At 60.0% G+C, this 21,333-nt stretch carries 20 protein-coding genes; 9 read left to right on the top strand and 11 right to left on the bottom strand.

The features are described from left to right. Window positions 1-662: 662 nt before the first annotated feature. From CCGE531_RS11655 to CCGE531_RS11640, 4 genes are all read left to right on the top strand, one after another. Window positions 663-2,078 carry an FAD/NAD(P)-binding protein gene (locus tag CCGE531_RS11655; RefSeq protein ID WP_120664302.1) on the top strand — a complete coding sequence of 472 codons (1,416 nt, stop codon included), beginning with the start codon at window positions 663-665 and terminating at the stop codon, window positions 2,076-2,078. Between the two features lie 376 nt (window positions 2,079-2,454). Next, window positions 2,455-5,046 carry a mechanosensitive ion channel family protein gene (locus CCGE531_RS11650; RefSeq protein WP_120666746.1) on the top strand — a complete coding sequence of 864 codons (2,592 nt, stop codon included), beginning with the start codon at window positions 2,455-2,457 and terminating at the stop codon, window positions 5,044-5,046. A 256-nt stretch (window positions 5,047-5,302) separates the two neighbouring features. Then, window positions 5,303-6,133: a response regulator gene (locus CCGE531_RS11645; RefSeq protein ID WP_120664301.1), complete on the top strand. Its 831-nt coding sequence runs from the start codon at window positions 5,303-5,305 to the stop codon at window positions 6,131-6,133. A gap of 185 nt (window positions 6,134-6,318) precedes the next feature. Continuing rightward, window positions 6,319-7,650, top strand: a complete 1,332-nt coding sequence (locus tag CCGE531_RS11640; protein ID WP_120664300.1) for a diguanylate cyclase — start codon at window positions 6,319-6,321, stop codon at window positions 7,648-7,650. 33 nt (window positions 7,651-7,683) lie between these two features. Here the strand turns inward: CCGE531_RS11640 and CCGE531_RS11635 are convergent, their stop codons facing one another. From CCGE531_RS11635 to CCGE531_RS11620, 3 genes are all read right to left on the bottom strand, one after another. Then, window positions 7,684-8,703, bottom strand: coding sequence for a GlxA family transcriptional regulator (locus CCGE531_RS11635; protein WP_348633010.1), 1,020 nt, complete (start codon window positions 8,701-8,703; stop codon window positions 7,684-7,686). A 303-nt stretch (window positions 8,704-9,006) separates the two neighbouring features. Next, window positions 9,007-9,213, bottom strand: a complete 207-nt coding sequence (locus CCGE531_RS11625; RefSeq protein WP_120664297.1) for a hypothetical protein — start codon at window positions 9,211-9,213, stop codon at window positions 9,007-9,009. 74 nt (window positions 9,214-9,287) lie between these two features. Further along, window positions 9,288-9,533, bottom strand: a complete 246-nt coding sequence (locus tag CCGE531_RS11620; RefSeq protein ID WP_120664296.1) for a hypothetical protein — start codon at window positions 9,531-9,533, stop codon at window positions 9,288-9,290. A gap of 122 nt (window positions 9,534-9,655) precedes the next feature. On the opposite strand from CCGE531_RS11620, the gene CCGE531_RS11615 reads away from it, so the two are divergent. Continuing rightward, the gene (locus CCGE531_RS11615) at window positions 9,656-10,555 is read left to right on the top strand and encodes a LysR family transcriptional regulator (protein ID WP_120664295.1); all 900 of its coding nucleotides are present in this window, start codon (window positions 9,656-9,658) and stop codon (window positions 10,553-10,555) included. An 18-nt stretch (window positions 10,556-10,573) separates the two neighbouring features. On the opposite strand, the gene CCGE531_RS11610 is transcribed toward CCGE531_RS11615, so the two are convergent. From CCGE531_RS11610 to CCGE531_RS11580, 7 genes are all read right to left on the bottom strand, one after another. Next, complete coding sequence (locus CCGE531_RS11610; RefSeq protein WP_120666744.1) at window positions 10,574-12,574, bottom strand: ASKHA domain-containing protein; 2,001 nt, start codon at window positions 12,572-12,574, stop codon at window positions 10,574-10,576. Window positions 12,575-12,628: 54 nt separating this feature from the next. Continuing rightward, window positions 12,629-12,877: a hypothetical protein gene (locus tag CCGE531_RS11605; RefSeq protein WP_245458836.1), complete on the bottom strand. Its 249-nt coding sequence runs from the start codon at window positions 12,875-12,877 to the stop codon at window positions 12,629-12,631. A gap of 91 nt (window positions 12,878-12,968) precedes the next feature. Then, window positions 12,969-13,934, bottom strand: coding sequence for a methyltetrahydrofolate cobalamin methyltransferase (locus CCGE531_RS11600; RefSeq protein WP_120664293.1), 966 nt, complete (start codon window positions 13,932-13,934; stop codon window positions 12,969-12,971). A gap of 104 nt (window positions 13,935-14,038) precedes the next feature. Beyond that, window positions 14,039-15,145: a methylenetetrahydrofolate reductase gene (locus CCGE531_RS11595; RefSeq protein WP_120664292.1), complete on the bottom strand. Its 1,107-nt coding sequence runs from the start codon at window positions 15,143-15,145 to the stop codon at window positions 14,039-14,041. Window positions 15,146-15,148: 3 nt separating this feature from the next. Then, entirely contained in the window at window positions 15,149-15,727 is a 579-nt protein-coding gene (locus CCGE531_RS11590; protein WP_120664291.1) for a methylenetetrahydrofolate reductase C-terminal domain-containing protein, read from the bottom strand. Then, entirely contained in the window at window positions 15,720-16,022 is a 303-nt protein-coding gene (locus CCGE531_RS11585) for a virulence factor (RefSeq protein WP_120664290.1), read from the bottom strand. Before CCGE531_RS11585 ends, CCGE531_RS11590 begins: the two co-directional genes overlap by 8 nt. A 235-nt stretch (window positions 16,023-16,257) precedes the next feature. Next, entirely contained in the window at window positions 16,258-16,896 is a 639-nt protein-coding gene (locus CCGE531_RS11580; protein WP_120664289.1) for a DUF1638 domain-containing protein, read from the bottom strand. A gap of 20 nt (window positions 16,897-16,916) precedes the next feature. Here CCGE531_RS11580 and CCGE531_RS34765 point away from each other — a divergent pair, with 20 nt between their 5' ends. Continuing rightward, window positions 16,917-17,075, top strand: coding sequence for an entericidin A/B family lipoprotein (locus tag CCGE531_RS34765; RefSeq protein ID WP_120664288.1), 159 nt, complete (start codon window positions 16,917-16,919; stop codon window positions 17,073-17,075). Window positions 17,076-17,141: 66 nt separating this feature from the next. On the opposite strand, the gene CCGE531_RS11570 is transcribed toward CCGE531_RS34765, so the two are convergent. Continuing rightward, on the bottom strand, window positions 17,142-17,843 hold the full coding sequence (locus CCGE531_RS11570) for a B12-binding domain-containing protein (protein WP_120666742.1): 702 nt from the start codon (window positions 17,841-17,843) through the stop codon (window positions 17,142-17,144). 259 nt (window positions 17,844-18,102) lie between these two features. On the opposite strand from CCGE531_RS11570, the gene CCGE531_RS11565 reads away from it, so the two are divergent. The 3 genes from CCGE531_RS11565 (at window position 18,103) to CCGE531_RS11555 (ending at window position 21,291) form a co-directional block, all read left to right on the top strand. After that, window positions 18,103-19,683 carry a trimethylamine methyltransferase family protein gene (locus tag CCGE531_RS11565; protein ID WP_120664287.1) on the top strand — a complete coding sequence of 527 codons (1,581 nt, stop codon included), beginning with the start codon at window positions 18,103-18,105 and terminating at the stop codon, window positions 19,681-19,683. 101 nt (window positions 19,684-19,784) lie between these two features. Further along, entirely contained in the window at window positions 19,785-20,477 is a 693-nt protein-coding gene (locus CCGE531_RS11560) for a 4Fe-4S dicluster domain-containing protein (RefSeq protein ID WP_120664286.1), read from the top strand. Between the two features lie 76 nt (window positions 20,478-20,553). After that, complete coding sequence (locus CCGE531_RS11555) at window positions 20,554-21,291, top strand: phosphodiester glycosidase family protein (RefSeq protein ID WP_245459136.1); 738 nt, start codon at window positions 20,554-20,556, stop codon at window positions 21,289-21,291. Window positions 21,292-21,333: the final 42 nt, after the last annotated feature.

The raw sequence follows: 21,333 nt of genomic DNA, 5'->3' as shown, positions 1-21,333 counted from the left end.
GGCAAATCACCAGGATCTCAATTTCCATGGAGGTAGCCTACAACGGATTTTCTTCCGTCGTTCGCGCCACGTCCTTCGACATGATAGGCGGCAAATGCAGAAATTGTAAACGAGCCGGCCGATATGTGGTTGCTGCGGCAGCGGGCTTGCGGCTTCTCATCGTCCCGCCCGTCAATATCGAAAGCGCTGCCGCCAGCGCTATGAAATGCTCTCTTTTCCGCCGATGGAAATGACCGTCAACCACCAAGCGACACCCCGACCACAAGGCGTTTTTGCGTTGCGGCATAGCCAGCCGGATTCTGTCCGGGCAAGAAAGCACTTGCTAGCGGCGCGTTTTCGCGCTTTCATATACGACTAAATAAGTAGACAATGACAATAATCCTGCTGCCTGAAGGCTTCCGAGAAGCAATACATGGCAGCCGATTGCAGGCATCTGGTGTCAAATCAGAGTTGGACCTGCTACCGCATCTTTCTTTGCGGAAGAGAAATCCGGATTGAAAGAATGCGACGAGTTTTGAGAACCGAAGCGGCTTCCGTGCGTTTTGTCAGCCACTGTTCTTCAGCTGTCGAGTACCAGATATCGGAGCTTGAGTTTCTGGGCCCGTAAAGTGAGCAAGCCCCAAGAAAGGCATGATCGACCACCTCTCGCCCCAGGAGTTAATATGACGGTTCAGGGATTTTTTTCCGCCAGGACGAACGCGGCGGCACAGTCTTATGAGATGCCGCGCATTGCCGTTATCGGGCGCGGCTTTTCCGGCATGATGATGGCGATCGCCCTGATGAAGACAGTGCGCTTTCCGTTCCATCTGCAGCTTTTCGACCCCAATTCCAGCGTCAGCGGCGGTCAGGCGCTGGCCTCGGGGCATAGCAGCGAAATTCTCAACAGCCGCGTTCGCGATCTTTCGGTCTCCGCCGGCGATCCCGATGATTTCAATCAATGGCTTTGTGGCAATGCGCCGTTCCGCAGTGCCGTTCCGGCAGCCATACCCGGCTTTTTGCAGATCTTCGTACCGAAGAGCATTTTCAGCGATTACGTCTATCAGCGCTTTTCCGAGGCCTTCTCGTCGCGTCGCGATGTTACGGTGCAGGTCAGCAGCGAGACGGTCTTCGGGCTTCGCCGCGTTCGCGGCGGCCGCTTCGTCGTGGAAAGCGACGGTGCCGTCAATGCGCCGTTCGACATGGTGGTGGTGGCGACCGGCTACGGCATCACCGATCAGGAATCGCAGGCCAGCGATCTCGTGAATGTCCCGACGACGGTGCGGGCGCGGCGCCTGGTGTCGCGCCCGCATACGATCCTGCTCGGCAGCGGCCTGCGTGTCGTCGACCGGCTGCTGCAGATGCGCGACAATGGCTATACCGGGCAGATCACCATCGTTTCAAGGCGGGGCTTCCTGCCGCAAAGCCACACGCGCAACAATGCCGATCCGGTATTCCCCGCTGATAAAATGCCCGGCAATCTCAGCGAGATCGTTCGCTTTATCCGTCAGGCCTGCGAGGAGGCGGAGACCAGCGGCCAAAGCTGGCAGTCTGTCATGAACGGCTTGCGCAAGCATGCGCGGTCGCTCTGGCGATCCTTGCCCGCCGGTCAGAAACAACAGTTCAACCGTCATCTGCGGGCGCTCTACGACAGCCATCGCAACCGGCTGCCCGAAGCCCTGCATGTCCGCCTGGAGCAGGAACTAGCCGAGGGGAATAGCTTGTTGCTGCGCGGCCATTTCATCCGGCGGACGCCGACCGGGATGATTTTGAGGCCTGCGGGCCGATCGGAACCGGAACAGCTCTACGCCGATGACGTGATCGACTGTCGATGCCAGGCGCCCGATCTGAATGCGCCATTGCTGCGCAGCCTGATCGACACCGGCCTTGCGGTGCCCGACGAACTCGGCCTCGGTCTGGCCGTCGAGGCGAGCGGTGCGCTCGAGGTCAATGGCCGCACGACGGAGGGGCTCTTTGCCATCGGTCCCTTGGGGCTCGGAAGTCTCCCCGATATCGATCTGGTGCCGGAGATCGTGACCCAGGCTTATGCCACAGCCGAAAACGTGGCTGAGCGTTTTCATCCGCAGTGCAAGGCTGGTTAAGGTTTCTCAGGCCTATCCTTAAACAATTCGGTGCGCCGACCCCGGCCCACCGAAGGCGCGGCCTTCATCCCGATATCGGGAAGCAGACGGCCATGGACCACCCATTGCCAAGGCTTCCCTCTGGCCTATTTTCGGGCAGGCATGAGCAGTCCGATACGTCGTCTTCAAGATGAGGCGGGCGATATCCGGCTTCGGGCACGATTCAGAACCGGATAAAGGTGCGGAATGCCTTTGTGTCGCCTTTCTTTGTCTTACAAGGCGTACGCGTAAAGACTATGAAATTCGCAATCACACTATAGGACGACTCGGTTCTCGATTTTCTTCGGCGATTTCGGTCATCCGCTGCCTGCGAGTTATGTGCGACGAGGAGCTTTGCTTGCGCCCGCTGAAATTCCGTCTTTTTTTGCTGCCCCTTTTGCTGCTGGGATTGGCCGCCATTACTGCCAGCCTCCCGCTGGCTGGCGGGTATGCCCTTGCGCAGGATCAACAGCCGGCCCAGCAGCCGCAACAAACGGACCAGCAACAGTCCGCACAGCTTGCAAACGGATTGCTGGATGCGGCCGTTACCGATCTCAACAAGGCAAAGAAGACATACGACACCCTCCGGGACAGCGCAAAGCAGTCGGGGGCCGACGACGAGACGCTGGTGGCGCTGTCGGGCCGTGTCGACGAACTCAATCGCGCCGTCGTCGCAATTCCGGCACGCCTGAAGCCCCGTACCGCCGAGATCGATACGCGCCTGACCCAGCTGGGCGCCGCTCCCAAGGAGGGCCAGCCGCCGGAAGCACCGATCGTCGCGCAGGAGCGTGATCGGCTCAATGCCGAGCGCGCCCAGATCAGCGCCGTGATCCTCGATGCTGACAATCTGACCGCGGAGAGCAATCGGCTTTCCATGCGGTTCATGGAGATGCGCCGAAAGCTGTTCGCCGAGACATTGTTCAAGCGGACGGAGATTTCCGGCACGACATTCGACGATGCGGGCGCGGCTCTCGTCGATGAGGGTATCAAGTTCGGCGGCGCCGTGACGAGCTGGATCGGCTTCGTGCTGAAAGCCAAGCTCGCCTCGTTCCTGGGCGCCGTTTGTCTGTCGATCGGCGCGGCTCTGCTATTTCTCGCCGGTGGCTACAGGCTGTTCCGCCGTTATTACGTGCAGGACGAGGCCATCGAGAATCCGCCCTATATCAGCCGGCTCTCCGTCGCCTTCTGGTCGACCATGATCCGCACGCTGTCGCTGGCGGCATTTCTCGTCACATCCTTCTTCTTTCTTTCGAATTTCAACGTGCTGCGGCCGGATATCGCGCCGATATTGGCGGCGGTCTTCGGTTTCATCGGGCTCGTCTATTTCGTCGGCCGCCTGAGCAATGCCGTCTTCGCGCCGTTCCGGCCGCACTGGCGCCTTGTCAAGCTGTCGAACAAAGGCGCGCATTCGCTGACCTGGTGCCTGCAGGCGATGGCCGTGGTCAATGGATTGGATTACGTCTTCGATCGCATCAGCGAGTCCATGGGCTCGCCCGTCGTCGTCACCGTGGCGAAGAGCTTCCTGGCGGCGCTGCTGATCGGCCTCATTCTGATTGCCGCCTCGTTCGGCTCGCCGATGCTGGCCAAGAATGGCGATCCGGATGCGCCAGGGCGACGCTGGCCGCATGGCATGGCCATCATCCTTCGCGTTCTCGGCATATTGGTGATCTTCATCTCGTTCATCGGCTATGTGGGTCTCGCCCGCTTCATGGCAACGCAGATGATCGTGACGAGCGCCGTCATCGCGACCATGTATCTCGGTTTCCAGCTCGGCAAGGCCGTGTCGAAGCAGGGCGTTTTTGCCGAAACGATCATCGGCCGCTTTCTGGAAAACCGCCTGAAGCTTCGCGAAGTGGCGCTCGATCAGGCGGGTCTCGCCGCCGGGCTTGCGACCTATGCCGTCGCGCTGCTGACGGGTTTTCCGCTGATTCTGCTGTCCTGGGGCTTCCATATCCAGGATCTGGAAGTCTTCGCCTATCGTCTGTTTACCGAGATCAAGATCGGTAACATGTCGATCTCCTTGCTCGGCATCTTCGTCGGTATTCTGCTGTTTGCCGGCGGCTATCTGGTCACACGCTGGTTCCAGCGTTGGCTCGACAGTAATGTCATGGCGCGCGGGCAGGTGGACCTCGGCGTCCGCAACTCCGTGAGGACCGGTATCGGCTATCTCGGCATAGCCTTGGCGGCTATCTTTGCCATTTCCGCTGCCGGTATCGATTTGTCCAGCCTCGCGCTCGTTGCCAGCGCCCTTTCGGTCGGTATCGGTTTCGGCCTGCAGAATATCGTGTCGAATTTCGTGTCCGGCCTGATCCTCCTGGTCGAACGGCCTTTCAAGGTCGGCGACTGGATCGTGTCTGGCACGTCGGAGGGTATCGTCAAGCGCATCTCGGTGCGCGCGACCGAGATCGAGACCTTCCGCAAGCAGTCGATCATCGTGCCGAATTCCGAGCTCATCAACGCTTCGGTCGGCAACTGGACGCATCGCAACAGGCTCGGCCGCTCGGAAATCCCGGTATCCGTCAGCTATGATGCCGATCCGCGCAAGGTCATGGATATTCTGCTGGAACTGGTGCGTTCGATTCCGAAGGTTCTCAGAAATCCTGAGCCGCACGTGGAATTCCTGCGCTTCGGTCCGTCATCCCTGGATTTCGAGATGCGTTTCTATCTTTCGGATCTTTCCGACGGCATGGACATCCGCAACAACCTGCGCATCGAAATCCTCAAGCGGTTCAAGGAAGAGGGGATTGCCATTCCCTTTCCACATCAGGAGCTGCATATCGTTCGCGATGGCAGGAGAGGCAGGCCGGGGGACGTTGCGGCCAGTATATTGACGGATTCGGCCGATGGGCCGGAGGCAGATGCGGCGGAAGATCTTGCTTCGCCGTCCGAGGAGAACGCTTCCGAGGTAAAGGGTGCCGGCCGTCGCCGGGGTAGAACGGCGGCGGAGTGAGCCGGACAAATGGGTTCCGGCAAGGTTCAACCGCATGTCAACGGGCAAGGCCGGAATTGTAGCCGGCGTTAACGGCACTCGACGCTCCATGCTTGATGATCATCGACCGGTTCCAAGAGCCGGAACATTCGCGCGCCTCCGCCGCAGCGGATGCCACCTTTCTTCATCTTCGGGAAACCAGTCGGTTTAATAAATCCGCAAAGGCTTTGTTCTAAAAAAGCACAGAGGGGATCATTTTCAAAAACAGGTTTTCATTATGCCATTTCTGGGTGTTTCGGGGATGCAGTACTCCGGCGGGTCTCTTGCAGGCTCGCGCATTCTTCTCGTCGAGGATTCCAATCTTTTTACCGCGATGATCCGTGCCAGGCTCAAGGAGCTTCTGGACATCGATGTCGAGATTTGCCGCAATTTCGAGGAGCTGCAGCTTGCCTATGAGAAGTCGTCGGAACCGATCAAGCTGGCAATCTCGAATATGAATCTGCCGGGGGCCGAGAAAGGCGAAGCCCTGGCTTATCTGGTCGATCTCAGCATTCCCACCATCGCCTTCACCGGCACCTTTCTGGAAGGTATGCGTGACGAGCTGATCGCCAGGGATGTCGTGGATTACATTCTCAAGGACAATGTGTTCGCGGTCGACATGCTGGCGGAATCCATCTGCCGTTTTCTCACCAACCACCGTCATCACGTGCTCATCGTCGACGACAGTGCGACGGCGCGCGCTTTGCTGTCCAGCCGCCTGAAGCGCTATAACTTCCGTGTCAGCATTGCCGAGAGCGGCGCCAAGGCACTCCAAATCCTGAAGGCCAGTCCGGATATCGGCCTTATGGTTACCGACTACAACATGCCCGACATGGATGGCTTCGAACTGACGCGGCGCATCCGCGCCACCACCGGCTCGCACGAGCTGCGCATCATCGGCGTTTCGTCGTCCAACAACCGGCTGCTCTCTGCGCGTTTCCTCAAGGCCGGCGGCAACGACTTCATCCTGCGGCCGTTCATCGACGAGGAATTCTACTGCCGCGTGAATCAGAACCTCGACACGCTGTTGCAAATCCAGACGGCGCGTAAAGTCGAAGAAACCGTTTAAGCATTGGGAAGCAGGCAAGTCCGCTCCAAAAAAATGTGAGGAAAAATCATTTTTGTATAAATCTCCGCAATCTATGGTTCCAATTTTTTCACGAATCCTGTTCAGGATGATGTGAAAGACAGTTTGGCAGATCTTGCGATTGACTGAGATTCATGCGCCGGTGGCGTGGGAGGAATTGAAGGGAAATGGTACTGGATGTGGGATCCCTCGGCGATGGCGGCCGCCATCGCAACGGCCACCAGAAGATACTTCTGGTGGAGGATTCCCGCATGTTTTCCGCCGTGCTTTCGCACCGGTTCGAGACCGAACTCGGCCTCGCGGTCACGCATTGCCCTTCGTTGAAGATGCTGAACGAAGCGCTGGCGAATGCGGGCCATGACTTTACCATGGCCGTGATCGACCTCAATCTGCCCGACGCCGCCCATGGCGAAGCTTTGGACGTCGCCGTCGCTCACAATATCCCCACCATCGTCTTCACCGGGTCTTTCGATATGGCGACGCGCAACCGCATCATGGAGCGCAGCGTCGTCGATTACGTGCTCAAGGACGGCGAGTTTGCACTCGACAATCTGGTCTCGTCCGTCAGGCGTGCCATCGCCAATCGGTCGACACGCGTTTTGGTTGTGGATGATCTGCCGTCGGCCCGAAAGATGCTGACGGATCTGCTGCATGCCCAGCAATTCAAGGTCACCGAAGCCGGCACCGGTATCGAAGCTCTGGCGGCGCTCGAGGAATTCGACGATATCGAAGTGGTCGTCACCGACTACAACATGCCCGATATGAATGGCCATGAACTGACCCGCCGCATCCGCCACCGTTTTGGTTCAGACCGGATGCGGATCATCGGCATTTCGTCGTCGAATGACCGGTTGCTGTCCGCGACCTTCTTGAAGGCCGGCGCGAGCGACTTCATCTATCGCCCCTTCGTTCCCGAGGAACTGCAATGCCGTATCGCGTTGAACGTCGAGACATTGGCGCAATTGAAGCAATTGCGCGCGGCGGCGGCGAGCGACTATCTGACGGGTCTTTATAACAGGCGTTATTTCTACGACCACGGTCCGCGTCTCGTAAACGAGTGCCTGCGCCGCCAGCGTCCGAGCTCGGTCGCCATTCTCGATATCGATCATTTCAAGCATCTGAACGACACCTATGGTCACGAGATCGGCGATCAGGTCTTGAAGGCTGTTGCCGGCCGGCTCGGTGCGCTTTTTGAAGGCACCGACAAGCTGCTCTCCCGCCTCGGCGGCGAGGAGTTCGCCATTCTCTTTACCGAAATGAATTCACGCGCGGCGACGGCGGTTTGCGACGAGGTGCGCCTCAGCCTTGCGGATCTGAAGGTTCATGCCGATGACGAGGAATTGTCGGTGACCGTTTCCATCGGTGTTGCGGAGATCGCCGGATACGAAGCCTTCGACAATTATCTCAATGCCGCCGACCAGTTTCTCTATATGGCGAAACACAATGGCCGCAATCAGGTCTACTCGGACTTCAAGATGGCCCAGGAGGCGGCCCTATAGGCCGCGCCCCATATTCGTGATTGCTCAGGCCTTTTACATGACGATCCCCGTGCGGTTCGTCGACATGGTCAACTTGCGCTCGGCGCGCTCCTGCTGCGGTGAGCGGTTGTAGAGTTCACGATAACACTTGGAGAAGTGCGAGGCGGAGACGAAACCGCAGGCAACAGCCACTTCGACGACCGGCATCGAGGATTGCACGAGCAGGTGCCGGGCGCGATCAAGGCGAATTTCAAGGTAGTAGCGGGCCGGCGAGCGGCCCATTTCCTGCCGGAACAGGCGCTCGATCTGGCGGCGCGACAGGCCGGCATCGTCGGCGATTTCCAGGAGCGACAACGGCTCGGCGAGATTGCTTTCCATCAGCTCGATGATCGACAGCACCTTGGCGTTCTGAACGCCCAGGCGCGCGCGGAGCGGCAGGCGCTGGCGGTCGTGCGGGCTGCGGACGCGGTCGGTCAGCTGCTGTTCGCAGACACGGTTGACGAGGTTTTCGCCAAAGTCCTGGCCGATGAGGTTCAGCATCATGTCGAGCGAAGCCGTGCCGCCGGCGCAGGTATAGATGTTGCTGTCGACCTCGTAGAGATCGGCATAGACTTCCGCCTGCGGGAAGGTTTCGGAGAAGCCGGGCAGGTTCTCCCAGTGGATTGCACAGCGCTTGCCGTTCAGCAATCCTGCCTGGGCAAGCACATGCGCGCCCGTACAGAGGCTGCCGACGGCGACGCCGCGATTATAGGTCTCGCGCAGCCAGGCGTTGACCGACTTGTTGTGGAATTCCTCGACATAGATGCCGGAACAGACCAGCACCATGTTCGGCCGGTTCTCGCCGCCGAGATAGCGGCGTTCATCCGTGAGGGAGGAGTTGACCTCCAATCCGATGCCGCTGGAGGAATAGACTTTCTGGCCGTCCGCGGAGGCGAGCCGCCACGTATAGGCGGGATAGCCGAGCATGCGGTTGGCAATCCGCAGCGTCTCGATCGCGGCGGAAAACGGCAGCATGGTGAAATGCGGGACGAGGAAGAAAACCAGGGAACGCGTCTTAATCGGAGTCTTGCTCATATCGTGAAAATCCATGCTCAAGGACCATTGCGTATTCCTTGCGTCAAATACGTCGGTCCGATGGTCTATTAGCGACACTGGCATGGATAATCGCGGCTGCAAAGGGATATTTGCGCTTGTTGGGAAAAATGTCGCTCTAGGGAGGGGATTGAATGGGAGGCAGGCAATCTGCCTGGAGCAAAGGAATGTATATGAACGTAATCCGGGGAATTATTCGGGAATGCGCATTCAGATGATTAAATGTTCAAAAGGCGACACTCTCTTGGGTTGAGCGTCGCCTTTAATGCTTTCGAACTCTTGCAATCATCGCATGGCTTTCGGATTCTTCGTTTCGCTTGCGGCCGGCCAGCCTAGGTCCTTGCGCAGATCGTCGGACATGGACTCGAGCTCGCGAAGCGAACGCCATTGCTGCCAGCGATGGGCAATGCGTGAGATGAAGGGCATGTAACTGTTACCGGACGGAACCGAGTTCCGCATCCCGCCGGATTGTCTATAGGTGATGGTTGTCATTTCCGGGTTCCTTTCAGTGTCAACCGCTCAAAATGTCACGCCTATCGAACGCAACTATGGATCTGGCAAATCAATCAATCAAGCGAATAGATCTTATGGTTGCCATCAGTATTCTTGAACGATCGTGCCTTGCCGGGCTTCCGCTCGAGAATTGCCAGCGTCCGATCCGGCGGCAGGCCGCGCGCGTTGACATCGTCGATCAGATGAGCCGGAAAGCGGGTTGCGATCTCATCGAGCGTATGTTGCGCCATCCGCTGAATTTTCCGGACGCGCAAGAGCGTGAAGAGGCGGGAAGCTTCGCTCAGTGCCGTGTCAGCCATGACTTTTACTCCTTGCGGCTGTCTGGATGAATTTCCATTACATCTAATGTGGTGCTTCGTTGACATTCAGACAAATGAAATGATATGGTGCTTAAAATCAGAAAAATTGAAAGTTGACCGATATGACCGTTCCGTTCCGCCGGCCCATACCGTTGCTTGACAATGAAGTTCTGCGCACCTTCGTCGCGATTGCCGAAACGGGGAATTTCTCCACGGCTGCCGATGCCGTCTTTCGTACGCCGTCTGCCGTTTCGATGCAGATCAAGAAGCTTGAGGAGCAGCTCGGCGTGACGCTGTTCCTGCGCGACGCGCGCTCGGTGAGCATGACGCAGCACGGCGAGATGCTGCTTTCCTATGCCCGCAACATCCTGGCACTCTCCAACGAGGCCGTCTCGCGCTTCATCATGCCCGAGCTGAGTGGTGTCGTGCGGCTTGGCGCTCCCGACGATATCGGCGAGCGTCTGCTGCCGACTATCCTGAGAAGTTTTTCAGAGAGCTATCCAGGCATCATGGTGGATGTCGTCGTCGACATGAGCCTCCAGCTCAAGAAGCGCATCGAGGAGCAGCGGCTGGATCTGGCGTTGATCAATTGCGCAACGCGGCCTTTTCCGACGGAGGGAGAGGTGATCTATACCGAACGCCTCGTCTGGGCCGGTGCCAAGTGCGGCACGGCCTATCGCCGCGATCCGCTGCCGATTTCCATATGGGAAGAGGGATGCATCTGGCGATCCGAAGCCATGGCGCAGCTGGAGCGACAGAAGCGCGCCTATCGCGTCTCCTATCTCAGCGCTCACACGATGGCGCAACGCGCCGCTATCGTCTCCGACCTTGCGGTCGCGCCGTTCCCGCGCTCCTACATCACCGATGATATGGAAATTCTCGGACCGAACGAGGGGCTGCCGGAACTGACGTCCTTCGACATTCGTCTGCTGACGGCATCGCAAATGACGGGGCCGATGAAGGCGGTGGCCGACAGCATCCGCCAGGCTTTCGTCGAGATCGGGCGCAAAATGGCCGCGTGAACCGCGGCCAATTGCCTTTTATTCGCGGCTGCGGCGACGCCTGCGGCCGCCGGCTTCTCCGCCATCATCGGAGGTCTGCCTGCGCTCGGGCAGGGTCACGACCTTGGACAATTCCGGAAAGGCGTCGACCTTGTTCGGCAGGGCCATGGCGTAGACGAAATGCTCCTGAAACTTTGATTCAAGCGCCGTCTCTATCTTCTCGATTTTCCTGACGGTTTCCTCGATCTCGCGGCGATGGCCGCGATTGAGCAGCGCCATGCGCGCGCCGGTGCCGGCGGCGTTGCCGACGGCCTTCACGTTGTCCAGCGCGCAGTCAGGAATGAGCCCGAGCACCATCGCATATTTGGGGTCGATGAAGGTGCCGAAAGCGCCGGCAAGGCCGATCCGGTCGACATGATCAATGCCCTGCTTGTCCATCAGCAGCTTGACGCCGGCATAAAGCGCCGCCTTGGCAAGCTGGATGGCGCGGATATCGTTCTGCGTCACCGTGATGCGCGGTTCGCCATCGCGCAGCAGATAGGAGTAGGTGCGGCCGTTCTGCAGGATACGCGGCGAGCGCGCCGCCATCGCGCCATCGACGACGCCGTCCTCGGAGATGATGCCTGTCAGGAACATTTCGGCCACGACCTCGATGATCGCTGAGCCGCAGATGCCGGTGACGCCGACCTTGGCTGCCGCTTCTTCGAAGCCCGGCTCGTCCGACCATGGCTCGATGCCGATAACGCGATAGCGCGGCTCCAGCGTGATGGGGTCGATGCGGACGCGTTCGATGGCGCCAGGCGCCGCCCGCTGGCCGCTGGAAATCTCAGCACCCTCGAAAGCGGGGCCGGTCGGCGAGGAGGCGGCGACGACGCGATGACGATTGCCGAGCACGATTTCGGCATTAGTACCGATATCGACCAGCAGCATCATGTCGTCCTGGCGATGCGGACCCTCGGCAAGCGTCGCGGCAGCGGCATCAGCACCAACATGGCCGGCGATGCAGGGCAGCATGTAGATGCGCGTGCCGGCATTCATCGGCAGGCCGATCTCAGCCGATTTCAGATGCACAGCCCCCGATACGGCAAGCGCAAAAGGAGCGCCGCCAAGCTCGGTCGGATCGATGCCGAGGAAAAGATGGTGCATGATCGGATTGCCGACGAAGACGGCGTTGAGAATATCCTGGCGCGATATGCCGCCATCGGCGCAGACCTTATCGATCAAGCCGTTCAAGGCTTCGCGGACGGCGTTGGTCATGGCCCCGCGGCCGTCCGGGTTCATCATCACATAGGAGACGCGGCTCATCAGATCCTCGCCGAAGCGGATCTGCGGGTTGGAGGCGCCCGCCGATGCAACGGTTCTGCCTGACAGCAGCGACGACAGATGCATGGCGATCGTCGTCGAACCGATATCGCAGGCGATGCCATAGGCCTCGTTCTTCAGGCCGGGATAGAGTGCGATCAGGCGGGGGCGTTCGCTCTCCTGATCGCGATGAATGGCAGCCGTCACCTTCCACTCGCCCTTGCGCAGGATCGACTGCACCTGCGGAATGAGGTCGAAATCCACTTCGAGGTTGTCGTATTTCCAGTCCGCCGCGATTGCCGCTTTCAGGCGATCCAGGTCGCCGAGCGGCTTGTGCATGTCGGGCTCCTCGACCTCGACGTAGCACATGTGCACGGCCGCATCGCGGGCGATGACGCGCTCGTCGGCCGCCTTTCGCACCACCTGCGCATTGATGACGGTATCTTGCGGCACGTCGATAACGAGATCGCCCTGGATCAGCGCGGAGCAGGAGAGGCGGCGGCCTTGGGGCAGATCGCGCACCTCGGCATAGCGCCGCTCCTTCGGCCCGATCGGCGAAAGGTGGTCGTTGGCCGAAACGATCTTGTGCTTGGCGAAGTTGCCTTCCTGCACCGAAACCTGGCAGCGCCCGCAGGTGGCGCGACCGCCACAGACGCTCTCGACATAGACGCCGAGCTGGCGTGCCGCCTCCAGCACCGGGGTTCCCGCGGGGAAACGGCCGCGCTTGCCGGAGGGCATGAAGAGGACGAGGGGATTCGCGCTGTCACCGGCTTCGGCCACGGGTCAGCCTTTCTATTTTGTAAGGCGGCGCGCGTTCGAGCGAACGCGCTTGCTATAGGGTTTTATCGCGGCGTGGGCGACCGCGTCGGCGATGCGGCGCTGCGATTGGCTTGTGGTGGGGCTCGCTGCCGTCAGCACCGCGATGCCTTGTTGCATCATCGCGGCGTTGACGGCAACGGCGCTTTCGGCCGCCGCCATCATTTTTTCAGAGACCATCCGATTGATCTCGGCCGCATTCACATTGCCGGCCAAAGCATCCATCCACATCTGCTGCAGCCGTATCGCCATCACGACGGGCGACTGCAGCCACAGGGTGGCAAGATCGTTTGAGAAGCCGCGACCGGACGCCATGCTATTCCCTCGCAGCGCCGGCGCCGGTGCGTGCCGCACGGCCGCCACGTCGTCCGCCGGCGGCGGCGGGCGCCGCTGTCGAGACGGCTGCAGCGCCGCCTTCCGCGGGCTTGTAGTCACGGTATGTCATGATCCAGTTGGTGCAATTGGCATCCGTGCCGTTCAGCACGTTGGCGGCGCGCACGGCCTCCATTTCCTGCGGCCGGCAGGGGTTCATGATGGCCGAGGTCATGCCGGCGCCGATGACCATGGGAATGAAGCCGGCATTGATGCCGTGGCGGTGCGGCAGGCCGAAGGAGATATTGGAAAGGCCGCAGGTGGTGTTGACCTTGAGTTCGTTGCGCAGGCGATGCAGCAGCGCGAAAACCTGGCGGCCGGCGTCGCCCAATGCGCCGATCGGCATGACGAGTGGGTCGACGACGATGTCATGCGGCTTGATGCCGTGATCCATGGCGCGCTCGACGATCTTCTTGGCGACGGCGAAGCGAACGTCCGGGTCCATGGAAATGCCGGTCTCGTCATTCGAGATGGCGACGACGGGAACATCGTATTTCTTGATCAGGGGCAGGATGGCTTCGAGCTTTTCCTCTTCGCCCGTTACCGAATTGACCAGCGGCCGGCCCTTGGCGACTTTGAGAGCCGCCTCGATGGCTGCGGTGACCGAGCTGTCGATCGAGAGCGGCACGTCGACCAACCCTTGCACGATCTCCAGTGTCTGCACCAGCAGGCCCGGTTCGGTCTCGTTCGGGTTGACCGAGGTGACGCCTGCGTTGACGTCGAGCATGGTCGCGCCGGCAGCGACCTGTTCCAGCGCATCCTTGATGACGGTGTCGAAATTGCCTTCGATCATCTCGGCGGCGAGCTTCTTGCGCCCCGTCGGGTTGATGCGCTCGCCGATCACGCAGAAGGGCTGGTCGAAGCCTATGATGATCTCGCGGGTGGCGGAGGCAACGATGGTACGCGTCATATCTGATCCTCTGGTCAGTTGGCTCGATAGCAGGTCTATCGCGCGGTGATTTGGGTTACAAGCCGGCCGGTTCCTCTTCCTGGCCTGCCTCTATCGTATCGAACTCAATGCGCCTGCGGCGGCGTATGGTGGGCGGCAATTTCCGCCATCGCCTGCTGGTTTTCTTCCCGGCCTTCGCTGATCTGATGCAGCCGCTCGGCAACCAGAGCGTCGGTGCGGCTTGCCTCGCGCTTCCACGGCTGGCGGCCCTTCAGCACGCCGGAATCATGCACCATCTCGGCGACATATTCCTCCTGGCGGTAGGCCATCACGTGAATGCCGGAAACGCCCTCGATCTCCTTCACCTCGTTGATGATGTCGATGCAGAGCTGCTTGCCTTCCTTCTTCTGATCCTGGGCGCCTTCGATGCGCTTGATGACGGCATCGGGAATATGGACGCCCGGCACGTTGGAGCGCATCCAGCGGGCGGTCTTTGCCGATGCGAGCGGACCGACGCCGACGAGAATGAAGCATTTTTCGGTCAGGCCGAGATCGCGCACCTTCTTCATATAGTCCCGGAACATCGGCACGTCGTAGCAATACTGGCTCTGGACGAACTGTGCTCCGGCCTCGATCTTCTTCGCCAGCCGATAGGGGCGGAAGTCGTAAGGCGGCGCGAAGGGATTGATGGCGGCGCCGAGAAAGACCTTCGGCGGTGATGACAGTTTGCGGCCCGACAGGAATTTCGCGTTGTCGCGCATGATACGCACGGTTTCGAGCAGCGACATACAATCGAGGTCGAAGACCGGCTTGGCGCCCGGCTGATCGCCCGCCTGCACGCCGTCGCCGGTCAGGCACATGATGTTGCACACGCCCATGGCAGCCGCGCCCAGCACGTCGCCCTGAATGGCGATGCGGTTCTTGTCGCGGCAGGCTATCTGCATGATCGGCGCATGGCCCATGCGCGTCAGAAGCGCGCAAATCCCGACCGAAGACATATGGCAGTTGGCGCCGGAGGCATCGACGGCGTTGATGCCATCGACCCAGCCCTCGAAGATGGCGGCGCGTTCATAAACATCTTCGGCATTGGCGCTGTCGGGCGGGTTCAGCTCGGCTGTCACGGCGAACTCGCCGCGGCGAAGCACGCGCTCCAGCCGCCCCAGCGAATAATGGCCGGGCAGGGGATCGAGCGGCAGATGGACGCCAAGCGGGTTTTCATCGATATGCGACATCGCTCAGGCTTCCTTTTTCGCCGCTTCGCGGGCTGCAGCGGCCTCCGCCGTGACGCGAAGCCACGAAGACGTTTCGCGCAACGACTGGTTCACGGGCTTCTGCACGTTGAGGATCGCGTCCCCGTGGGTCATGTTCCTCGAGCCGTTCCAGGCCTGCACCCAGACGCAGGGCATGTCTGGCTCTACCTCGCAATTGCCGTTGGCGCGAACGCCGCCGCAGGGGCCGTTGCGCAGCTGCTTGGGACAGTTCATCGGACAGGACATGCCCGTCGACGACAGCGCGCATTGGCCGCACATGCGGCAATCGAACAGGAAGCCCTTCACATTGCGTTCGATGAAGGTGATCGGGCGCTCCACGCGGTCGTAGCCGAATGCTTTCCACAGCGGATGAAGCAGGAGGAAAGCGTCGGCGAAGCGACGGTAGAACCATTCCAAGAAACGCGAGTGACGCACGGCCCAGAGGCGGACGGTATATTTGCGCCGCGCGCGGCGATTGGGCGAGACGCCTGAAGGCGTGTAGGCGCCGCTTGCCGCCTTTGCTCCCGCCGCGGCATTGCCGGGCTTCTGGACGGCATCAGCCATTGTCGCGGCCTCCAGCCTTCACCAGCGCCACCAGCCGCTCGCGATCATAGGTGGCCTCGAGCTCGCTCGCCGCCTTGTCCGCCTCGGCTTCGAGTTCGTCGGATACGGCCACGGGATCCGCCTTGCGCCATTCGGCGAGATAGTCGTCCGTTTCGGCAGCACCCGTGCGCATCGCGCACATGTCTATTGCTTCGGTAAAGCGTAGCGAAAGCTCACGTTTTGCCGTCTGCCTGCCCTTCTTGATAATCACCTGGGCCGGGATGTCCCGCCAGTAGACGACAATGCGATCTGCCATGCACAAATCTCCTCTTCACATAAGAATGCACGCCGGGCGACCATCGGACTGCGCTCGCCACGACGCGGCACATGCCGAAAAGCGACGCCGCATGAAAAGCTTGTCCGCGAGCGTCCCCAACGGGCATTATCCTTTGAAATTACCGGGTTCGAACTGTGATTGAATGTGCCCCACTCGTCCAGCATGTCGGTGGCGGCAAAGTAGCAGCCAGCAGCAAACCGACAGGGCGTCGCAATCAGACGACCGACAGTTCGCGGGCAAGGTCGCCATAGCCGGTGAAGCGATATTCGTAGTCCAGGCCGAGATAGGCGGCGGCTTCCTTCGCCTTCGCCTGCAGCACGGGATCCTCCTCCTGCGAGAGGTAAACCACCTTGCGGTAGTTACCGAAATACATGTCGCGCAGTTCCGGATGACGATCCAGGCCCAGCGGGACGATGACGAAGGATTCGAACTGACGGGCCAGGAAGTCGGTCAGGAAAAACGACGTGATATCATCGTCGCGGGCCGCGAAAGCCTCGTTGCCCGTAAAGAAGGAGTAACAGTGCGGCCCGGATAGGCGCTCTATTCCCTCGCGCTCGCAAATCCTGTCGATATCCCCCCCGGTGCCGCAATCGGCATAGCCGATGAAGATCTTGTCGAACCCGCGCGAGCGCGCATCCGCAATTGCCTGTTCCAGCGCCGGCGCGATCTTCTGCGGATAGGAATGGTAGATTGCGGGAAGACAGTGAAGATCGATGTGGTCGAGCCCGTTTATTCTGGTGATCGCCAGTATTTCGCGCGCGATTGCGCCGCACGCGATCACATGAACTTTTTGGGTTGTTGTGCGTTTGTCGAACGGAGGATTTTTCTCCGTATTTTGCCGATCAACATCCATTCAAAAAGGGGCTCCTGATCATGACCGCATCGACAATAAGCAAAATTGCCACGGCCTGCGCAGTCCTCATGGTCCTTGCTTCATGCGCGAATACAATTCGCGGCGTAGGCAAGGATACTGCAAATGCAGTGAACGCTACCGAGGACGCCGGTCATACCGTCAAAAAAGCTGCTCAATAACTGATTTGGGATGCCGATAGGCCGGCGACAACCCTTTGGTTGCCGCCGGCAGCAAGCTGAGAGCAATCAGGCGCCCGCAGCCAGGCTGTTATGCTTGCGCTTCATGAATTCCTTGGCGGTTTCGACCGCCACGGCAGCGTCGCGGCAATAGGCGTCCGCACCGACGGCCTTGCCAAATTCCTCGTTCAGCGGCGCGCCGCCGACCAGGACGACGTAGTCGTCGCGCAGGCCCTTTTCCTTCAGCGTGTCGATAACGACCTTCATGTAGGGCATTGTGGTCGTCAGCAGCGCCGACATGCCGAGAATGTCAGGCTGTTCGCGTTCGATGGCGTCGAGATAGTTTTCGACGGGATTATTGATCCCAAGGTCGATGACGTCGAAACCGGCACCTTCCATCATCATGCCGACCAGGTTCTTGCCGATATCGTGAATGTCGCCCTTGACGGTACCGATCACCATCTTGCCGAGCTTGGGCGCGCCGGTCTGCGCGAGAAGCGGCCGCAGGATAAACATGCCGGCCTTCATCGCATTGGCGGAAAGCAGCACTTCCGGCACGAAAAGAATGCCATCGCGGAAATCTATCCCGACGATGCGCATCCCTTCGACGAGCGCCTGTGTCAGGACGTCATAGGGCGTCCAGCCGCGATCGAGAAGGATCTGAGTGGCTTCCTCGATCTCCTCCTTCAACCCATCGTAAAGATCATCGTGCATCTGCTGCACGAGTTCTTCGTCAGAAAGTTCCGAGAGAATGATTTCGTCGTCAGACATGCGCTCCATCCCGTTTTCGTGCAATGCATCAGAGACTTGTATAAAACACTGCCACTATTATCGATAGACCCGAAGCCCGCCAAAACTCTTTTCGAATGCGACGTCGTGCGGATCATTCGCGACGAATATAAAGCGATGATATTGACGCATCCATGTCTGTCCTATGCTAATTGCTGGCGCATTAAGGAACGTCCGGCCGGCGGAATCGGATAGCATAGGTCAGGATAGACGCATTCATGCGCAGGAGTGAGGAAACATCATGGACGATTTGATCGAGCAGCCCGTTGCAGGCGGTGATGGTGGCGGACGGCGTTCGCGCGGTGAGGGCAGGGGTGCCGCAGCACGACGCGCCTCGCGCAGCGGCGGCGGGCCGGGTCCTTCGCTGCCCTATATCACCAGGAAGATCGGCGTTTACGAAGTGCTCGATGAAGAGGGTCTTCAGCTCATCGAGCGCAATGCCGACAAGATTCTGGAGGAAATCGGCATTGAGTTTCGTGACGATGCGGAGGCTCTGGCGCTCTGGAAGGAAGCCGGCGCCGACGTGCGCGGCCAACGCGTGCATTTCCCGAAAGGGCTTTGCCGCGAGCTTCTGAAGACGGCGCCGAAGGAATTCACCTGGCATGCGCGCAACAGCGCCCGCAACGCCCATGTCGGCGGCAAGGCGACGATCTTCGCGCCGGTCTACGGTCCGCCCTTCGTGCGCGACCTCGACGGCAACCGCCGTTACGCGACGATCGAGGATTTCCGCAATTTCGTGAAGCTTGCCTATATGGCGCCGTCGATACATTCGTCCGGCGGCACGGTTTGCGAACCGGTCGATGTCCCGGTCAACAAGCGCCATCTCGATATGATCTACAGCCATATCAAATATTCCGACAAGCCGTTCATGGGGTCGGTCACGGCGCCGGAGCGTGCCGAAGACACCATCGCGATGGCGAAGATCGTCTTCGGCGACGATTTCGTCGAGAATAATTGCGTGACGCTGAACCTCATCAATGCCAATTCGCCGATGGTGTTCGACGAGACCATGCTCGGTGCCTTGAAGGTTTATGCGCGACACAATCAGGCCTCGGTCGTTTCTCCGTTCATCCTTTCGGGTGCGATGAGCCCGGTGACGGTGGCGGGCACGCTGACGCAGATCCTGGCCGAAGTGCTGGCCGGCGCTTCCTTCACGCAGCTGATCCGCAAGGGTTCGCCGGTCCTGTTCGGCACCTTCGCCGCATCCATTTCGATGCAGTCCGGCGCGCCGACCTTCGGCACGCCGGAGCCGTCGCTCGTCTCCTATGGCGCGGCACAGCTTGCCCGCCGTCTCGGTCTGCCGTTCCGTACCGGCGGTTCGCTCTGTGCTTCGAAGGTGCCGGATGCGCAGGCTGCGCATGAATCCGCCAGCACCTTGAACATGACGCTGCTGGCGGGCACGAATTTCGTGCTTCATGCGGCCGGCTGGCTCGAGGGCGGTCTCGTCTCCTCCTACGAGAAGTTCATGATCGACCAGGACCAGCTCGGCATGATGCAGAAGATGGCGGAAGGTATCGATCTCTCCGACAACGGCCAGGCGCTGGATGCCATCCGCGAAGTTGGACCCGGAAGCCATTACCTCGGCTGCGGCCATACGCAGGCCAACTTCCAGTCCGCCTTCTATCGCTCGGCGCTTGCCGACAACAACTCCTTCGAGCAGTGGGAAATCGAAGGCCAGAAGCGCATCGAGGAGCGCGCCAACGCGCTTTGCCGCTCCTGGCTCGATCACTACGAAGCGCCGCCGCTCGATCCGGCGATCGACGAAGCCTTGCTCGCCTATATCCAGACGCGCAAGGACTCCATGCCGGACGCGTTCACCTGAAGAGAGCCCGAGGCCGCCAGGGAGCAAGGCGGTGCGACACGCGTTGCCGACCTGGTCCAGAAGGAAGTCTGGCGGCCGCACTATCAATATAAGGGACCGCGGTGAACCGCGGCCCCGCCATCTTCGAACAGCTCCGTGCGGCGCTCGGCGTCCACGGAGTTTTCGTTCGCGGCAGCTTGCACTTCGGTGAACGCGATGGACCGCTTCTGATGGATGGCACGCATGCGCGCAGCGTCGTGCTGCTGGGCAATATCGGCGGCTCGATCTGGCCGGCGTTTTCGAAGTGGCGAAATATGCCCGGCAACGGGACACGTCCGGATCCTCTCGACGATTGGTCGAAAGCGATCATCCGACCGGTTGCCGATGTCTTGGCGGCGACGGCCTATTTCCCTTCGGATCCGCCCTGGCAGCCGTTCCAGCGATGGGCCATGCAAGCCGAGGGATTGCAGGCATCGCCGCTCGGCATTTTGATCCATCCGGAATACGGCCCATGGCACGGATATCGCGGTGCCTTGGGGTTTGCCGACGATTTGAAGGACGTCGAGACGCCAGCATGTTCGCCGCATCCATGCGATCTATGCGTGGAGAAGCCCTGTCTGACGGCCTGTCCAGTCGAGGCCGTCACGGCAGCAGGCTTCAATGTTCAAGCCTGTCGCTCGCATTTGCGCACGCAGAGAGGGCAGGTTGGCTGCATGCCCGGCGGCTGTCTTGCCCGCAATGCCTGTCCGGTCGGGGCTGCCTATCGTTATCCGGCCGAGCAGCTTGCATTCCATATGGCGGCGCTCCAGCTTTAGGCTCGACGCATTCCTTGTTTCGCCGCATTGCGATGCGTTCTGGAGCTTGTGCTATTCATGCGGAGCCATGCGCTTGATTCGATTGATTGTTATCCTTGCCGTTCTTGCCTGTGCCGCCACGGCATCGGCCGGAGAATCCTGCCGCAAGGTCCAGCATCTCGGCGATGGCTACACGATCTGTACCTTCGATCCAGCCCGCGAGGACATCCAGATTTTCCAGAATGACCGCAGCGGCAAGCCTTACGGCTCGTTCCGGGCGCTGGAAATGGATCTGCGCCAGGACCGGATCTATGTGCGCTTTGCCATGAACGGCGGCATGTATCTCGACGACCAATCTCCCGTCGGTCTCTTCATCGAAAACGGACGAGAAGTGAAGGCGATCAACACCAACAAGGGCTGGGGCAATTTCCATCTATTGCCGAACGGGGTGTTCTATGTCGGCTTTGGCAAAGCCGGCATCATGGAAAGCAAGGCCTTTGCCGCTTCCGGCATCAAGCCGTTCTACGCGACCCAGTCCGGCCCGATGCTGGTCATCGGCGGCAAGCTTCATCCGTCGTTTCTGGCCGACAGCACCAGCTTGAAGATACGAAACGGTGTCGGCGTCACCGTCGATGGGCTCGTCGTGTTCGCGATTTCCGATGGCCCTGTCCGCTTTCACGATTTTGCGACCCTTTTCCGCGACGAACTCAAGTGCGAGAACGCGCTGTTTCTCGACGGCAGCATTTCCAGCCTCGACATTCCGGAATGGCAAAGGCGCGACAGCCTGTTTCCGCTCGGCCCCATCATTGCGGTGACGCTAATGCTCCCGGGCTAGGGCAGCTTCCATATACAGGCAGGGTCGCTTTCCCGAAGCTCT

Origin of the sequence: Rhizobium sp. CCGE531 (assembly GCF_003627795.1) — a bacterium.
In the GTDB taxonomy this organism is placed as follows: Bacteria; Pseudomonadota; Alphaproteobacteria; order Rhizobiales; family Rhizobiaceae; genus Rhizobium.
Note: the sequence above shows the minus strand (reverse complement) of the source record. Positions and strands in the feature narration are given on the sequence as shown.

Bases quoted from the DNA above. Each gene is read 5' to 3' on its own strand.
- CCGE531_RS11655 (WP_120664302.1), top strand. From the start codon at position 663: ATGACGGTTCAGGGATTTTTTTCCGCCAGGACGAACGCGGCGGCACAG.
- CCGE531_RS11645 (WP_120664301.1), top strand. From the start codon at position 5,303: ATGCCATTTCTGGGTGTTTCGGGGATGCAGTACTCCGGCGGGTCTCTT.
- CCGE531_RS11640 (WP_120664300.1), top strand. From the start codon at position 6,319: ATGGTACTGGATGTGGGATCCCTCGGCGATGGCGGCCGCCATCGCAAC.
- CCGE531_RS11635 (WP_348633010.1), bottom strand. From the start codon at position 8,703: ATGAGCAAGACTCCGATTAAGACGCGTTCCCTGGTTTTCTTCCTCGTC.
- CCGE531_RS11625 (WP_120664297.1), bottom strand. From the start codon at position 9,213: ATGACAACCATCACCTATAGACAATCCGGCGGGATGCGGAACTCGGTT.
- CCGE531_RS11620 (WP_120664296.1), bottom strand. From the start codon at position 9,533: ATGGCTGACACGGCACTGAGCGAAGCTTCCCGCCTCTTCACGCTCTTG.
- CCGE531_RS11615 (WP_120664295.1), top strand. From the start codon at position 9,656: ATGACCGTTCCGTTCCGCCGGCCCATACCGTTGCTTGACAATGAAGTT.
- CCGE531_RS11610 (WP_120666744.1), bottom strand. From the start codon at position 12,574: ATGCCCTCCGGCAAGCGCGGCCGTTTCCCCGCGGGAACCCCGGTGCTG.
- CCGE531_RS11605 (WP_245458836.1), bottom strand. From the start codon at position 12,877: ATGGATGCTTTGGCCGGCAATGTGAATGCGGCCGAGATCAATCGGATG.
- CCGE531_RS11600 (WP_120664293.1), bottom strand. From the start codon at position 13,934: ATGACGCGTACCATCGTTGCCTCCGCCACCCGCGAGATCATCATAGGC.
- CCGE531_RS11595 (WP_120664292.1), bottom strand. From the start codon at position 15,145: ATGTCGCATATCGATGAAAACCCGCTTGGCGTCCATCTGCCGCTCGAT.
- CCGE531_RS11590 (WP_120664291.1), bottom strand. From the start codon at position 15,727: ATGGCTGATGCCGTCCAGAAGCCCGGCAATGCCGCGGCGGGAGCAAAG.
- CCGE531_RS11585 (WP_120664290.1), bottom strand. From the start codon at position 16,022: ATGGCAGATCGCATTGTCGTCTACTGGCGGGACATCCCGGCCCAGGTG.
- CCGE531_RS11580 (WP_120664289.1), bottom strand. From the start codon at position 16,896: ATGGATGTTGATCGGCAAAATACGGAGAAAAATCCTCCGTTCGACAAA.
- CCGE531_RS34765 (WP_120664288.1), top strand. From the start codon at position 16,917: ATGACCGCATCGACAATAAGCAAAATTGCCACGGCCTGCGCAGTCCTC.
- CCGE531_RS11570 (WP_120666742.1), bottom strand. From the start codon at position 17,843: ATGTCTGACGACGAAATCATTCTCTCGGAACTTTCTGACGAAGAACTC.
- CCGE531_RS11565 (WP_120664287.1), top strand. From the start codon at position 18,103: ATGGACGATTTGATCGAGCAGCCCGTTGCAGGCGGTGATGGTGGCGGA.